We start from the raw sequence: 16812 nt of genomic DNA on the forward strand, positions 1-16812 counted from the left end.
AGAAAAAATAGAATATTATATTAATTATCTATTCATTTATAATTTTATTTTCTAATTTCATAAAAAAGTATTGTCAATCAAAATTTACTTTATAAATTTGTACAACAATTAAAGAAAAAATGTACACAATTCAATTCCATCATCATCACCATCATACTTGCACTCAAGCGAGCTGATTGTGATATGGACATGTGTCAAATAATATATCTAAATCCCGTTTGAGTAAATCGAACGGGATTTTTTATTTTCCATTACAAGACTTTCAGAATTTTTCTTCCTCGATTTACTCAAACTAATAATATAAAATATTAAAAATGAGTAAATTAAAAATAGCCATTCAAAAAAGTGGAAGATTAAGTGAAAAATCTCTCGAATTATTAAAAGATTGTGGAATTAAAATCTCTACAAGTAACCGAAAATTAAGAACTGATTCTTCTAATTTTCCTATTGAAGTTTTATTTCTTCGCGACGACGATATTCCGCAATATGTAGAACAAGGAGTAGCAGATATCGGTATTCTTGGTGAAAACGAAGTTTGGGAAAAAAATAAAGAAGTTAAAATTGAACGCCAACTTGGTTTTGCTGCTTGTAAAATGTGTTTGGCAATTCCGAAAGACGAAATTTATTTCGATTTAAGTTATTTTCACAATAAAAAAATTGCAACTTCTTATCCTAAAATTCTTTCAAACTTCTTTCAAGAAAAAGGAATCAATGTAAAAATTGAAGAAATTGGTGGAAGTGTAGAAATCGCTCCAAGTATCGGTTTGGCTAATGCTATTTTCGACATCGTTTCAACAGGCTCTACTTTATTAACAAACGGGTTGAAACAAGTTGAAACAGTCGTAGAATCTCAAGCAGTTTTAATTTCTAATCAAAATTTAAACGAAGAAAAACAAGCTATTTTAAATCGATTATTATTTAGAATTGAGGCGGTAAAACAATCTTCGGAAAATAAATACATCTTATTAAACGCTCCAAACGAAAAATTAGACGAAATCATTGCATTATTACCCGGAATGAAATCGCCAACAGTTTTACCACTTGCCGAAAAAGGTTGGTCATCTGTACACACTGTCATCAAAGAAGATACTTTTTGGGATATTATCGAGCAATTAAAAATCTTTGGAGCCGAAGGGATTTTGGTCTTAGAAATTGAGAAAATGATTTTATAATTTTTGATTGACGATTTACAATTTACGATTGATTCGTAATTCGTAATTCTCAAACCGTAATTCGATAAAAATGAAAACATATATCAACCCACAATATTCAGATTGGTCAACTTTGACAACTCGACCAACAAAAGAAGCACAAGATTTACAAAAAATAGTTTTAGATGTTTTTGATAAAATTCAAACAAAGAAAGATCAAGCGTTAATCAACTTTACAGAAGAATTTGACAAAGTAAGATTATCGTCGTTAGAAATTTCTGCTGAAGAAATAGAAGAAGCTAAAACGTTAATTTCCGAAGATTTAAAACAAGCAATACAATTAGCTGCATCTAATATTGAAAAATTCCACCAAGCGCAACGCGAAGAAATCAAAATCATCGAAACCACAAAAGGTGTAAATTGTTGGAGAGAATCTCGTGGAATCGAAAATGTCGGAATTTATATTCCAGGTGGAACAGCACCTTTGTTTTCAACCACTTTAATGTTAGGAACCCCAGCTAAATTAGCCAATTGTCAAAACATTATTTTGTGTACACCTCCCAATAAAGAAGGAAAAATTCACCCTGCGATTTTATATACAGCCAACTTAATCGGAATTAAAAAAATCTACAAAGTTGGCGGAATTCAAGCGATTGGCGCATTAACTTTTGGAACAGAAACAATTCAGAAAGTGGATAAAATTTTCGGTCCAGGAAACCAATATGTAACGACAGCCAAACAAGTGGCTCAAAATTTTGGTGTGGCAATCGATATGCCAGCTGGTCCAAGTGAAGTTTTAGTAATTGCTGATGAAACTTCTGTTCCTAAATATGTCGCAGCAGATTTATTATCTCAGGCTGAACACGGAATTGACTCACAAGTTATTTTGTTAACAACTAACCAGCAAACTTTAAATGAAACAATTGTCGAAATTAATGAGCAATTAGAAGTTTTACCAAGAAAAGAATTAGCAGCAAAAGCTTTAGAAAATTCGAGAGGAATTGTTCTTAATTCTATTGAAGAATGTGTTTCTTTCTCTAATATTTATGCACCAGAACACTTAATTTTTGCTTGCAAAACAGCCGAAAATTATCTTGATAAAATCATTAATGCAGGTTCTGTTTTCTTAGGAAATTATTCGTGCGAATCGGCAGGTGATTACGCTTCAGGAACCAATCACACCCTACCTACGAATGGATATGCAAAAAATTATTCGGGTGTTTCTTTAGATAGTTTTGTCAAAAAAATTACGTTTCAGAAATTAACTTCGGAAGGAATCCAGAATATCGGTCCCGCGATTGAATTAATGGCAGAAGCTGAAGAATTATTTGCACACAAAAATGCGGTGACGCTAAGATTATTAGACTTGAAATAAGTTTTTAAGTTGATAGGTTTTTAAGTGGTTAAAGAAGATAAATTCTAGAACTTTCTAATAAGACTTAAACACATAAAAACTTAAACACTTTATCACCCAAAAAAGAAAAAAATGTTCAACATCAACAACATCATTCGTCATAACGTAAAAGCAATGAAAGCGTATTCATCGGCGCGTGACGAATTTCAAGAAATAAATGACGATTTCGTTTTCTTAGATGCAAACGAAAACCCTTTCGATACTGGATTAAATCGATATCCGGATCCTTTGCAACGTAATGTAAAATCGATTTTAAGCGAAATTAAAAACTTTCCTACTGATCAGATTTTATTAGGAAACGGAAGCGATGAAGTCTTAGATTTAATTTTCCGTGCGTTTTGCGAACCTAATAAAGATAACGTCATCGCGATTTCTCCATCTTACGGAATGTACGGCGTTTTAGCCAATTTAAACGCTATCAAATACCGAAAATCCTTATTAAACGAAGAAGATTTTCAACCCAATATCAACGATATTTTCTCTAAAGTGGATGAAAATACAAAAATAATTTTCTTGTGTTCGCCTAACAATCCAACAGGAGAAATCATCAAAAGAGAAATTATTTTAGAAATTGTAAATCGTTTCAACGGATTAGTTATTATTGACGAAGCCTACATTGATTTTGCAACTGAACCATCTTGGATTGAAGAAATCAACAATTATCCAAACCTAATCGTTACCCAAACTTTATCAAAAGCCTTTGGTTTAGCCGGAATTCGTTTAGGAATTTTATATGCATCGCAAGAAATTGTAACTGTTTTAAATAAAATCAAACCACCTTATAACATCAACCAATTAACGCAATTAAAAGCGATTGAAATTTTAAGTGATTATTCAAAAATAAAGGAACAAACACAAAAAATTATTGAACAAAAAGAAGTTTTAGAAAATGCCTTAACTAAAATTTCTTTTGTCGAAAAAATTTATCCAAGTGACGCCAATTTTATTTTAATTAAAGTAGATAACGCTAACAATCGTTACAATCAATTGATAGAAAAAGGAATTGTAATTCGTAACCGTAACAACGATGATTTATGTAAAAACTGTTTGAGAATAACGGTAGGAACGGAAGAGGAAAATGGGAAGTTGGTGCGAGTGCTTAAGTGTTTATGTTAGTAAGTTGTAATGTTGTTAAGTGTTTAAGTTGAAATATATTTCAATACGAAAGTTTTTAACTTACTAACTGAAAAACGTACTAACTTAAAAACCCATTAACTTCAAAACCTACCAACTGTCCAACATAAAAACTAAGAAACTTAAAAACATTTTTCTTAACTTAATATCTATCAAATCTTAAAACCAAATAACTATGGGCTTAGTTTATGATTTAAATTTATGGAAAGAAGCGCATCAACTCGTTTTAGAAGTTTATAAAACAGTGGAAAATTATCCTAAATCAGAAATATTTGCATTATCAAGTCAAATGAAACGCTGTGCAGTTTCTGTTCCTGCAAATATTGTCGAAGGTTATAAGAAACAAACGAAAGCTCATCAAATCCATTTTTATAACATTTCAGATACATCTTTAGAAGAACTAAAATATTACTTTTTACTTTCTAAAGATTTAAATTATATAACAGAAGAAGAATTTAAAATTTTGATTAGTAAAAGTGAAGAAGTAGGAAGAATGATTGCGGGGTACATTAAACACATTCAGAATAAATAACTTAAAAACTTCAACACATAATCACTTACAAACATAAAAAATGAAAAAACTACTATTCATAGACCGTGACGGAACGTTAATCTTAGAACCAGAAGATTATCAAGTCGACAGCTTCGAGAAATTAGAATTTTATCCAGAAGCCTTTACCTATTTAGGAAAAATTGCGAAAGAATTAGATTACGAATTGGTAATGGTAACCAATCAAGATGGTTTAGGAACACCTTCAAATCCTGAAGAATTATTCTGGCCAATTCAAAATTTTGTCGTGAAAGCGTTTGAAAACGAAAGCGTAAAATTCAAAGCTATTTACATCGATAAAACATTTGTCCACGAAAATGCCCCAACACGTAAACCTGGAACAGCTTTATTAACAAAATACATCAACAATCCAGAATATGATTTAGCGAATTCGTTTGTAATTGGCGATCGAATTACCGATGTAAAGTTAGCACAGAATTTAGGCGGAAAAGGAATTTTCATTGTCAATGATGAAACTTTAGGCGCTGAAGAAATCAAAAATAACGAAGGTTTAAATGATACGATTGCATTAAAAACAACGTCGTGGAAAGAAATTTACGAGTTCTTAAAACTTCAAAATCGTACCGCATCAATTGTTCGTAACACCAACGAAACAAAAATCAAAATCGATTTAAATTTAGATGGAACAGGAAAATCGGATATATCGACCGGTTTACACTTTTTCGATCATATGTTAGATCAAATTGCACGTCACGGACAAATGGATTTAGTGATTAAAGTAGATGGAGACCTGAAAGTAGACGAACATCACACGATCGAAGATACTGCGATTGCTTTAGGTGAAGTTTTTGCGCAAGCTTTAGGAAATAAATTAGGAATCGAACGTTACGGTTTCACTTTACCAATGGACGATTGTTTAGCTCAAGCAGCAATAGATTTTGGCGGCAGAAACTGGTTAGTTTGGGAAGCTGATTTTAAACGCGAAATGATTGGTCAAATGCCAACAGAAATGTTCTATCACTTCTTTAAATCGTTTACAGACGGAGCAAAAGCCAACTTAAACATCAAAGCCGAAGGTACAAACGAACACCACAAAATAGAAGCTATTTTCAAAGCATTTGCGAAAGCAATTAAAGTGGCTGTAAAACGAGATCCAGAAAAAATGATTTTACCATCAACAAAAGGAATGTTATAATAGTTTTTAAGTGATTAAGTTAGTAAGGGTAAAATTTTGGTTAAATAGAATCTTAACTACTGCAAAACTTAACCACATAAACATTCAAAATAAAATGATAGCAATAGTAAAATATAACGCAGGCAATGTTAAATCAGTTTACAATGCGGTCACTCGATTAGGCTATGAAGCGGTGATTACAGACGATTTTGAAACCTTGCAAAATGCGGATAAAGTAATTTTTCCTGGAGTTGGAGAAGCGAGTTCTGCAATGAAATACTTAAAAGAAAAAGGCTTGGATAAAATCATCCAAAACTTAAAACAACCTACTTTAGGAATTTGTTTAGGACAACAATTGATGTGCGAATATTCAGAAGAAGGAAACACTGATTGTTTAGGAATTTTTCCGATTCAAGTCAAGTTATTTCCATCAACCGAAATCGTTCCACATATGGGTTGGAATACCATTTACGATTTAAAAACACCTTTATTTAATAACGTTGAAGATAATTCGGACATTTATTATGTGCATAGCTATTATTGTGAATTATCAAACTTCACGATTGCAAAAACAGACTATATTCTTGAATATTCGGCAGCTTTAAACAAAGATAATTTCTATGCAACACAATTTCACCCAGAAAAATCAGCAGGAATAGGAGAACAAATATTGAAGAATTTTTTATCGCTATAAGTGATTAAGTTGTAAAGTTTTTAAGTGCTTAAGTTAATCTAGAACGAACTTAACTACCTACAAACCTAATAACTGAAACACTTACAAACTTAAACACCTACAAACATAAAAACTTATAAAATATGAGAATTATCCCTGCAATAGATATCATCGACGGAAAATGCGTTCGACTATCACAAGGTGATTACGATACAAAAAAAATATACAACGATAATCCGTTAGAAGTTGCAAAAGAATTCGAGGATTATGGCATCGAATATTTACACTTGGTGGATTTAGATGGTGCAAAATCAAAGCAAATTATCAACTATAAAACCTTAGAATTAATTGCTTCTAAAACTAATTTAAAAGTTGATTTTGGTGGTGGAATAAAAGCAGATGACGACATTAGAATTGCTTTTGAATGCGGTGCAAATCAAATTACAGGTGGAAGTATTGCTGTTCAAAATTCAACTTTATTCGAGGAATGGATTGCTCAATATGGAAGTGAAAAAATCATTTTAGGAGCAGATGCAAAAGACCGTAAAATTGCAACACACGGTTGGTTAGAAACTTCTGAATTAGACGTTATTGATTTCATTCAAGAATACAAAACCAAAGGAATTGATTATGTTATTTGTACAGATATCGCCAAAGACGGCATGTTACAAGGAACTTCAAACGAATTGTATACAGAAATTTTAGCTGCAGCAGATGTTAAACTGATTGCTTCTGGAGGAGTTTCTTCCATAGATGACTTAATCAAAGTAAAAGAATTAGGTTGTGAAGGCGCAATTTTAGGTAAAGCGATTTATGAAGGACGAATCCAATTAAAAGATTTGTCTACGTTGATTAGTGGGTAAGTAAGTTAGTAAGTGGTAAAATGTTTAAGTTAGTAGGTCTTTAAATTATTTAAATATTCTAGTGAGCAACTTAAACACTTAATAACATAATCACTTCAACACTTTAAAAATTTAAAACTGTGTTAAAAAAAAGAATCATTCCGTGTCTGGACATTAAAGATGGGAGAACGGTAAAAGGAATTAATTTCGAGGGACTTCGCGATGCTGGGGATCCTGTGGAATTAGCAAAAAAATATGTGGTAGAAGGTGCTGATGAATTAGTATTTTTGGATATCACAGCAACTTTAGAAAAACGCAAAACCTTAGCCGAAATGGTCGAGAAAATTGCAGCAGCGATTAATATTCCATTTACTGTAGGTGGCGGAATCAATTCAGTGGAAGATGCTTCTGTTGTAATTAAAGCAGGTGCAGATAAAGTATCAGTAAATTCTTCTGCGGTTAAAAATCCTCAATTGATTGCAGATTTAGCAGCCCGATTTGGTTCGCAATGCGTGGTTGTTGCTGTAGATACACGTGATGTAAATGGAATACAAAAAGTCTTTGTAAACGGTGGAAAAATTGAAACCGATCGGAAAACGTTAGATTGGGTAAAAAAAGTAGAAGAATTGGGTGCTGGTGAAATTCTTTTAACCTCAATGGATGGTGACGGAACAAAAGCAGGTTTCAGGATTGATATCACAAAAGAAGTTTCCGAATTGGTAAATATTCCAGTGATTGCTTCGGGAGGAGCAGGAAAAATGGAACATTTTACCAAAGTTTTTACCGAAACAAAAGCAAGTGGCGGATTAGCGGCAAGTATTTTTCACTTTGGTGAAATTCCGATTCCAATGCTTAAAAATTATTTAAAAGAACAAAATATACCGATACGATGAAAGTCGATTTCACAAAAAGTAATGATGGATTAGTTCCAGTTATTATTCAAAATTACCTGAACAATCAAGTTTTGATGTTGGGTTATATGAACGAAGAAGCGTTTAACAAAACACAAGAAATAGGGAAAGTTACTTTTTTCTCACGTTCAAAAAACAGATTATGGACAAAAGGCGAAGAATCAGGAAACTTTCTTGAAGTAAAATCGATTGCAATTGATTGTGATAACGATACGATTTTGATTAAAGCAAAACCTTTCGGACCAACGTGTCATACAGGTTCCACAACGTGTTTTAACGAAGTTTCGAATCGTGGTTTTATTTATGAATTAGAACAAACCATTAACGAGCGAATAGATTTAGACAATGATCCAGATTCGTACACAAACAAATTATACAAACGCGGCATCAATAAAATTGCTCAAAAAGTAGGTGAAGAAGCTGTAGAAATTGTGATTGAAGCAAAAGACAACAACGACAAATTATTTTTGGGCGAAGCAGCAGATTTAATGTATCACTATTTAATTCTTCTAAAAGCTAAAGGCTTCAAATTAGAAGATGTAGAAAACATTTTGAAATCAAGAGAAAATGGACCAAGACGTCCCGAATAAAAACTATTCAATTCAAACAAGGTTACAAATTCGTAACCTTTATTTATTTTCCCAAAAAACTGATGTTTTTCAGATTTAACTAAAATTAAGAACATTCATTAGAATTATTATAAATAAAGTTTTAGATTTGCATTAATTAAAATTGGTCTAAATAATAATTATATTCTAAATTTCTATATATGAAAAAATTGTTCGTTACATTACTACTCCTATCATCATTCTTAAAAGCACAAGACAACTCGTTATTAAAAGGTGATTTTTGGAAAAGTAATCCAACAATTGAACTTGTAAAAGCTGAAATTACAAAAGGGAATAATCCTTCTCAAGCCAATGGAGGAAATCATGACGTGGTAAGTATGGCGATAAATAATGGAGCAGATATCGAAACAATTAAGTTTTTGATTGATCAACCAGGAAATAGCGTTACAAAAAACACACACGATGGTCGTCAATATATTCACTGGGCAGCAAACAAAGGAAATATAGAATTAATTAATTATTTGATCAAAAAAGGATCTGATCTTAATCGTACAGACGATAAAGGTGCTACACCATTAGCTTTTGCAGCAAGTAACGGACAAACAAATCCAGAGGTTTATAACGCTTTTTTTGTAGCTGGAATTAATCCGAAGCAAAAATACAGCAATGGAGAAACTATTTTGTTAACAGCAATCGGAAATGATAAAGATCTAAAGTTAACGGAATATTTAACTACAAAAGGATTATCATTAAAAGATGTGGATGCTGCTGGACGCACAACTTTTGATTATGCAGCTAAAAATGGAAACATCGATTTATTAAAATCTTTAGTAGCAAAAGGAGCTAAACCAACAAATGCGGCTTTAATTTTTGCTTCTAAAGGAACTCGTTTTGCCTCAACAAATTTAGATACGTACAAATATCTAATCGAAGAAGTAAAACTTTCTCCTACTGCAAAAGGTGAAAATGGAGAAACTGTTTTGCATAATATCATCAACAAAAAAGATCAAAAAGATATTGTAAACTATTTTATCGAAAAAGGTGTAGACGTAAACACTGTTGATAAAGACGGGAATAATGTATTGATGATTGCTGCTGGATCAAGTAATTTAGATGCAATTAAACAAATTTTAGCTAAAACAAAAGATATTAACACTGTAAATGCAAAAGGCGAAACGGCTTTATTTGCAGCTGTGCAAAAAGGTTCACCAGAAGTTGTTTCATTCTTAATTGAGAAAGGAGCTAAAACAAATTTTAAAGCAAAAGATGGTAATTTAGGAATTTACCTTGTGCATTCATACAAAAAAGAAAACGCAAATGAATTCTCTGAAAAACTTGCTATTCTAACTAAAAATGGCTTAAATGTTTCTGCTCCACAAGCCGACGGAAGTACTTTATACCATGCTGCTGTAGCTAAAAACGATCTTAATTTATTGAAAAGTTTAGCTTCATCAAATATAGATATTAATGCTCAAAATGAAGATAATATGACGGCATTACATCGTGCAGCTTTAATCGCAAAAGATGATACAATCTTAAAATATTTATTGTCAATCGGAGCGAAAAAAGACTTAAAAACTGAGTTTGACGAAACAGCTTATGATTTAGCTTCTGAAAACGAAACATTAAAAGAAAATAAAATTTCAATCGACTTTTTGAAATAATCGTTGTAAAATTTAATAAAATACAAAAAATGAAATCTTTAATTAAAATCACATTTGTAACACTTTTCTTAGGTTTATCAGCCTTCACTTTTGCACAAAATGCAAAATATAAATGCATGTTACAAATGTCTAATTACAAAGGATTAGAGGCTTATGTTGTGGTATCATTAATCAATCCAAGTGGACAATACGAAAAAACATTGTACATGATGGGACCAGATAAACAATGGTACAACGGTTTCAAACAATGGGATAAATTCAACAAAAAGAAAAAAGAAAAATTAAGCGGTATTACTGGTGCTTCTGTTGCTGCAGGAGATCGTAGTATCACAACGTTTGCTATCGACCAATCTAAAATGAACAAAGGATACAAATTACGTTTTGAATCTGCTGTTGAGGATGGTCAATACCACATTTCTGATGTTGAAATTCCTTTAACAACTGCAGGTATTACACAAAAAGTAGATGGAAAAGGATATATAAGATATGTAAAGTTAAGTAAAGCTCAATAAGACTTAAAAATGACTTTATCGATTTGGCGTTATGCCCATCTTGCTTTAGCAATTTTATCGTTTCTATTTCTAACAATGGCTTCTATTACAGGAGTCATTTTGGCTATTGATCCAGTTGTAGAAAAAACACAACCTTACAAAGCTGACAATTTTAATCAACTTTCTTTGGCTGAAACAATCCCTTCTTTACAGAAAAAGTATGTCGAAATCATCGAATTAAATGTCGATCACAATCAATTTGTAACGTTAGAAGGTTTTGACGAAGATGGAAATGATTTCAAACAATATATCAATCCAACAACGGGAGAGAAATTAGGCGAACCAATCAAAAAAAGTGAATTTATCGAATGGGTAACTTCGCTTCACCGCTCACTTTTTTTACACGAAACAGGTCGTTTTATAGTTGGTGTAATGTCTTTCTTATTGTTCTTAATTGCATTTTCTGGAACAATTTTAATCATCAAACGTCAGCAAGGTATTCGTCATTTCTTTGCGAAAATTAACAAAGATTTTTTTGCACAATATTTTCATGTTGCGGGCGGAAGATTATTATTAATTCCAATTTTAATCATTTCATTAACGGGAACATATTTATTTATGTTACGGTTCGAAATGATCTCAAATCCAAAAACAGAAGTTGCAGAAATTACTTCATCTGCAGATGAAAATACAAAGAAAATTGACTCGAAAGATTTTGCAATTTTTAAGGAAACAAAATTAGCAGATATTCAGAAAATAGAATTTCCTTTTGATCCAGAAGATCCAAACGAATTTTATAAAATAAAATTGAATGACCGTGAGATTTCTGTCAATCAAATCAATGGAAAAGTAGAAAACGAAACACTTTATTCAAAAGCACAAGTTTTCGAAAAGTTGAGTTTAGATTTGCACACTGGTCGTACCAATATGGTTTGGGCGATCATTTTAGGAATCGCTTCTCTTCATATACTTTTCTTTATTTATTCTGGTTTTGTAATTACGTTTAAACGTACGCGTACAAAAATCGGTAAGAATAAATTTACAGCAAACGAAGCCGAAATTATCCTTTTAGTTGGTTCAGAAAATGGTTCAACTTTAGGTTTTGCAAATAAAATTCAAAAACAAATTTTAGCAAATGGACAAAAATCGTATATGGCTCAAATGAATCAATACGAAGTTTATCCAAACGCAAAACATTTAATCATTTTCACCTCAACTTACGGAATTGGTGATGCGCCTACAAATGCAAAGAAATTTGAACATTTACTCGAAAAATTTCCACAACAACAAGAAATAAAATTCTCTGTAGTTGGATTTGGTTCTCGTGCTTATTCAGAATTTTGTGGTTATGCCATCAAAGTTGACCAATGGTTGAATGACCAAAAATGGGCAACTCGATTAATTGATTTGAAAACAATCAACGATAAATCACCCGAAGAATTTACTAATTGGGTAACTCTATTCAAAGAAGCAACAAATATTCCGTTAGCGACAACTCCAGCAATGTATGTTGGTAAAGCTCCTAAATTGAAAAATGTCAACGTAATTTCTACATCTAAAGTTACCGAACAAGATGCAACTTTTTCTGTTTTATTGGATGTAAAAGAAAAATTCAAATCTGGAGATTTATTGGCTATTTATCCAGAAAGTGATCACAAAGAACGTTTATATTCGGTTGGAAAAGTTGATAATAAATTACAATTAATCGTGAAATTACACGAGTTTGGATTAGGTTCTCAATATTTGTATAATTTAACTCAAAACTCTACAATTAAAGCGAGAATCGTAAAAAATAAAGCGTTTAGATTCCCAAATGCTTCTAAAGTTGTAATGATTGCAAACGGAACAGGTATTGCGCCTTTTCTCGGAATGATTGATGAGAACAAAAACAAAGTCGAAACGCATTTATACACAGGTTTTCGACATTTAAATCCTACTACAAAAGGATATGTGGATTTTGCAAAAAAACAAATTGAAAAGAATCATTTAACAAGCTATCACAACGCTTTTTCTCGTGAAGAAAACAAACAATATGTAATGGATTTAGTTCATCGAGATGCAAAACTCTTTGCTGAAACGTTACAAAACAAAGGAATTATTATGGTTTGTGGAGCTTTAGCAATGCAACATGATGTAGAAAAAGTGTTAGAGAAAATTTGTCAAGGACATTTAAATAAATCATTTGAAGATTTTAAAACAAACGGACAATTTTTGACGGATTGTTATTAAGATTTTTCGTCAGTTCGGTTTCTTTGACAAATACAAATTATAATTGTACACAGAATTTTTGGTAGTATCACACAAACTGTGTAAGAAGAAAAGTTATTCTGAAAAATTATGAGCCTTACAGCTCAAATAATTTTTCGGAGATAACTTTTTATTATTTTTAAACGTTACATAGTTATGATCGACAAAGAAGATTTATTAAACAGTAAGGATTTTTACAAGTCCTTTAAGAATGGATAGGATTTAACATCCTTCTTCAAGGAGCTGCACAAGAAAGCAGTTGAACATATGCTGGATGCTGAACTAGATAGTCATCTAGACAATGAAAAACATGCCAGAAGTAAAGATGGAAATTATCGAAACGGACATGACTCCAAGAAAATAAAATCCGCTTTTGGTGAATCAGAAATTAAGGTTCCTCGTGATAGACAAGGTAGTTTTGAACCTGCTTTAGTTCCCAAAAGACACAATATTATCGATGGTTTAGAAAATATTATTATTTCATTTTATGCCAAAGGAATGAGTGTTTCGGACATCGAAGAACAGATCAAAGAAATGTACGATTTTGATATTTCAACATCAACAATATCACGAATTACTAACGCTGTTGCCAGTGAAGTTGTTGCTTGGCAAAACCGACCGTTAGACGATTTATACTTGATTGTTTGGATGGATGGAATTGTTTTTAAAGTTCGAGAAAATTCAAAAGTCATCAATAAAACCATTTATTTAGCCGTTGGTTTAAACCGAGAGGGAAGAAAAGAAGTGTTAGGCATGTGGCTTGGAAAGAATGAGAGTTCCAGTTTTTGGATGAGTGTTTTGACCGATTTAAAAGCTCGTGGTGTTGAAGATATTCTCATTACAGCAACCGATAATTTGAACGGATTTACCCAGACTATTCGCTCTGTTTTTCCAGAATCGCAAACTCAAATTTGTGTAGTTCATCAGATTAGAAACGCTTGCAAATATGTGGTTTGGAAAGACAGAAAAGAGTTTTCTGCCGATATGAAACACATTTATACAGCACCCAACAAAGACGCCGCAAAAGCTGCTTTGGACGATTTTGCAACAAAATGGGAAAGTAAATATTTGTACGCCATTCAATCCTGGAGAAATAATTGGGATGAATTAACCGTATTTTTTGAATTTCCGCTAGAAATCCGTAAAATCATTTACACCACTAATTTAATTGAAAATCTAAACGGAAAAATTAGAAAATACACTAAAAATAAAATGTCATTTCCTACCGATGATGCTGTCTTAAAGTCTGTTTATCTGGCACTCAAAGAGTCCACTAAAAAATGGACTATGCCAATCCATAATTGGGGAATTGTTTTAAACCAATTTATGCTTATTTTTGAAAATAGGCTCAGATTATAAAATCTAAGCCCTAACTTTTCTACTTACACACTTGATGGGATAGTGTCGAATTATTTTTAATTATAGCATAAATTCTGTGTATAATTTTATTTCTAATTGCATAAGAACGGACATTTTATTTTTTCCTTGTTCAACTTTTCTTTCATAAACTTCGCCAAATCATTTTCCAACCTAATTGTGCTCAAAGCTGCTAAATGTAATACTTTCTTAAGTTCTTTATCGTCATTGTAGAAACTTTTGGTTTTATGATATATTGAAGAACATAACGATGCTCAAAAGATGCCACACCAGAATAACAAGCCATCTTTCGAGTAGATTTTATGTCAGAAACCTTTTGTTTTAATAATCGTTAAGGTAGCCAAAACCTTTCCTACGCCAGGCATTGTCTGTATACGTTCGTATTGATTTTTTAATTCAGCATTGTCATTACTATGGTTTAATATTTTATTTTCAATACGTTTAATTTGCTTACCTAAAGTTAAAATCAATTGTTGGTTGAGCTTTATAGTTTCTTTATCTGCAAGATTTTTAAACTGCTTAAAGTCGTGTAATTGTTGTAATAATCCTGATTTTATTATCACGCGACGTCTACATTCCGCATTAAGCAAACTATTTTTTTTGAAGCTCATTTGAAATAGAATTTCATAACTCAAGTTCCATATAATTATTCTCAATAAAAAAAGCATATTCTTTGACTATCAATTTTATCATTTTTACATCTCAAAAGACCAATACTTCGTTTCAAATGCAAAGGATTTATAACATAAAAAGACGTTTTTATTGTGCTAAGAACCTCGTACAATGCAAAATTGTAACGACCCGTATTTTCCAGTGCGATATATCAATGTTATTGTTGAAAGATTTTAAAACCTTAGTGGTTGATTTTTTATTATTATCAATTTGATAATGTCTTGATAAAATGTCATTTTTATATAAAAATCAAGTGTTAATTTACTTAAACACTTTTCTCTTTATAATAAAATTAATTATTTTAATAAATCAAATCTAATGGAGTAAAAATCTTTGATTTTTGTATCGAGAACTAAGGCGAAATAAATTGAAATTCATCTAATTTCTCGATACAAATTTTCGAATCGAAAATTCACTCGAAATGACGAATTAATTATAAAAAAAGAGTTCATAATTGAACTTTTTTTTTGTATTTTACTTTCAAAATTTATGAAGAATGTTAAACGAGATAAAATCTACTTTACATGATTTAGCAGATCCAAATAAAGTTGAAAGTGTCAGTAGATATTTTAAAACTGGAAAAGGTGAGTATGGCGAAGGTGATCAATTTTTAGGGATTACAGTTCCTAATCAACGATTGGTTGCAAAAGAATATTATCAAAATATTTCATTAACAGAAATCAAAGGTTTATTGAGTTTTGATATTCACGAATATCGTTTGGTTGCCTTGTTAATGTTGGTTGAAAAATATCAGAAATTGAAAAATGAATTTCAACAAAAAGAACTTGTCGATTTTTATTTATCACAAAGTTTACGAATCAATAATTGGGATTTGGTTGATACAAGTTGTTATAAAATTTTAGGACATTATTGTTTTAATCAAAAACGCGAAGATTTACTTTATGATTTAGCAAATTCCGAAAATTTGTGGGAAAAAAGAATTGCAGTTGTTTCGACAATGTATTATATTAAACAAAATTCACTAGAAATTGTTCCCGAAATTGTCGTAAAAAATTTAAATCATTCTCATGATTTGATGCACAAAGCAAATGGTTGGATGTTGCGCGAAATGGGAAAAATGAACGACGAAAAATTGATTCAGTTTTTAGATCAATATACATTAAGAATGCCTAGAACAACATTGAGATACGCTGTAGAAAAAATAGATCCCATTCTCAAGGAATATTATATGAAATTGAAATAACTAAAGGTTTAATGCTTTTACTTAAAGCAAAAAAGAAATCCTCTCAAAAAATGAGAGGATTTCTTTTTTATAATATCACATGACCTAATTTAGTCAGTTTTTGATGATCTAAGATTTTGATTTTTCTACCTTCAACTTCAATCAATTCATCTGTTTTGAATTCTGAAATTAATCGAATAGCAGACTCTGTTGCTGTTCCAATCAAATTTGCCATTTCTTCACGTGTCAACGAAATGTTGATAAATCCATCTTTGTCAGTTCCTAATTTTCCTTCTAATAAAATTAAAACTTCTGCTAAACGTTCGCGAACTGTTTTTTGTGCTAAATAAGTGATTGTTCTTGCATATTCACCCAAATCTTTTGCAATACGTTGCAAAATATTAAATGCTAATTTTGGATTAACTTCCAATAATTTCAAGAAGAATTTTTCTGGAATATAATAAATTTCCACAGGTGTCATTGCTGTTGCAGATGCACCAAAAACTTCTTGACTTAAAATAGAGCGATAACCGATAATGTCTCCTTCGTTGATAAAACGTAGAATTTGTTCTTTTCCATTAAAACCAATTTTGAATAATTTGGCAGTTCCCTTCATTACGCAGTAAATTCCTTTCGGTGTGTGTCCCTCTTGGATAATCTCATCTCCTTTTTTTAGGTTGAAGATCTTCTTTTCTTGCTCAAACTCCAATAATTCCTCTTTACTAAAAACCCCAAAAGACTCTGGGTTATCAAACATCGCTTTAATCGACACTACATTCTCATTAAACTCTGACATATC

The 16812-nt window shown here is 31.4% G+C and carries 15 protein-coding genes and 1 pseudogene; 14 read left to right on the forward strand and 2 right to left on the reverse strand.

The genetic code is table 11. The annotated features are described in order from the left end of the window. Positions 1-314 precede the first annotated feature (314 nt). The 13 genes and pseudogenes from hisG to AC2I98_RS12590 all read left to right on the forward strand — a co-directional run bounded on the left by hisG (position 315) and on the right by AC2I98_RS12590 (position 14140). Positions 315-1172, forward strand: coding sequence for an ATP phosphoribosyltransferase (hisG, locus tag AC2I98_RS12530; protein ID WP_486412001.1), 858 nt, complete (start codon positions 315-317; stop codon positions 1170-1172). 70 nt (positions 1173-1242) lie between these two features. Beyond that, positions 1243-2526: a histidinol dehydrogenase gene (gene hisD / locus AC2I98_RS12535; protein ID WP_486412002.1), complete on the forward strand. Its 1284-nt coding sequence runs from the start codon at positions 1243-1245 to the stop codon at positions 2524-2526. A gap of 111 nt (positions 2527-2637) precedes the next feature. After that, positions 2638-3681 (forward strand): histidinol-phosphate transaminase, encoded by a 1044-nt coding sequence (hisC, locus tag AC2I98_RS12540; protein ID WP_486412003.1) that lies wholly within the window; start codon positions 2638-2640, stop codon positions 3679-3681. 193 nt (positions 3682-3874) lie between these two features. Further along, positions 3875-4231, forward strand: a complete 357-nt coding sequence (locus AC2I98_RS12545) for a four helix bundle protein (protein WP_486412004.1) — start codon at positions 3875-3877, stop codon at positions 4229-4231. Positions 4232-4271: 40 nt separating this feature from the next. After that, positions 4272-5405 carry a bifunctional histidinol-phosphatase/imidazoleglycerol-phosphate dehydratase HisB gene (gene hisB, locus AC2I98_RS12550; protein ID WP_486412005.1) on the forward strand — a complete coding sequence of 378 codons (1134 nt, stop codon included), beginning with the start codon at positions 4272-4274 and terminating at the stop codon, positions 5403-5405. Positions 5406-5499: 94 nt separating this feature from the next. Continuing rightward, on the forward strand, positions 5500-6078 hold the full coding sequence (hisH, locus tag AC2I98_RS12555; protein ID WP_486412006.1) for an imidazole glycerol phosphate synthase subunit HisH: 579 nt from the start codon (positions 5500-5502) through the stop codon (positions 6076-6078). Positions 6079-6200: 122 nt separating this feature from the next. Beyond that, complete coding sequence (hisA, locus tag AC2I98_RS12560) at positions 6201-6920, forward strand: 1-(5-phosphoribosyl)-5-[(5-phosphoribosylamino)methylideneamino]imidazole-4-carboxamide isomerase (RefSeq protein ID WP_486412007.1); 720 nt, start codon at positions 6201-6203, stop codon at positions 6918-6920. A gap of 119 nt (positions 6921-7039) precedes the next feature. After that, entirely contained in the window at positions 7040-7792 is a 753-nt protein-coding gene (gene hisF / locus AC2I98_RS12565) for an imidazole glycerol phosphate synthase subunit HisF (RefSeq protein WP_486412008.1), read from the forward strand. After that, the gene (gene hisIE / locus AC2I98_RS12570; RefSeq protein WP_486412009.1) at positions 7789-8400 is read left to right on the forward strand and encodes a bifunctional phosphoribosyl-AMP cyclohydrolase/phosphoribosyl-ATP diphosphatase HisIE; all 612 of its coding nucleotides are present in this window, start codon (positions 7789-7791) and stop codon (positions 8398-8400) included. The genes hisF and hisIE overlap by 4 nt, the downstream gene beginning before the upstream one ends. A gap of 179 nt (positions 8401-8579) precedes the next feature. After that, positions 8580-10043, forward strand: coding sequence for an ankyrin repeat domain-containing protein (locus tag AC2I98_RS12575; RefSeq protein WP_486412010.1), 1464 nt, complete (start codon positions 8580-8582; stop codon positions 10041-10043). Between the two features lie 29 nt (positions 10044-10072). Continuing rightward, entirely contained in the window at positions 10073-10555 is a 483-nt protein-coding gene (locus tag AC2I98_RS12580) for a DUF2271 domain-containing protein (RefSeq protein WP_486412011.1), read from the forward strand. A gap of 9 nt (positions 10556-10564) precedes the next feature. Then, positions 10565-12763 carry a PepSY domain-containing protein gene (locus tag AC2I98_RS12585; protein WP_486412012.1) on the forward strand — a complete coding sequence of 733 codons (2199 nt, stop codon included), beginning with the start codon at positions 10565-10567 and terminating at the stop codon, positions 12761-12763. Positions 12764-12937: 174 nt separating this feature from the next. Further along, positions 12938-14140: pseudogene (locus tag AC2I98_RS12590) on the forward strand (IS256 family transposase). Positions 14141-14463: 323 nt separating this feature from the next. Here the strand turns inward: AC2I98_RS12590 and AC2I98_RS12595 are convergent. Beyond that, positions 14464-14769 carry a hypothetical protein gene (locus AC2I98_RS12595; protein ID WP_486412013.1) on the reverse strand — a complete coding sequence of 102 codons (306 nt, stop codon included), beginning with the start codon at positions 14767-14769 and terminating at the stop codon, positions 14464-14466. Positions 14770-15326: 557 nt separating this feature from the next. Here AC2I98_RS12595 and AC2I98_RS12600 point away from each other — a divergent pair. After that, complete coding sequence (locus AC2I98_RS12600; protein ID WP_486412014.1) at positions 15327-16034, forward strand: DNA alkylation repair protein; 708 nt, start codon at positions 15327-15329, stop codon at positions 16032-16034. A gap of 67 nt (positions 16035-16101) precedes the next feature. Here the strand turns inward: AC2I98_RS12600 and AC2I98_RS12605 are convergent, their stop codons facing one another. Beyond that, positions 16102-16809, reverse strand: coding sequence for a Crp/Fnr family transcriptional regulator (locus AC2I98_RS12605; protein ID WP_486412015.1), 708 nt, complete (start codon positions 16807-16809; stop codon positions 16102-16104). Between the last annotated feature and the right edge of the window lie 3 nt (positions 16810-16812).

The sequence above is a fragment of the Empedobacter sp. EJD.6dd genome (assembly GCF_057369435.1).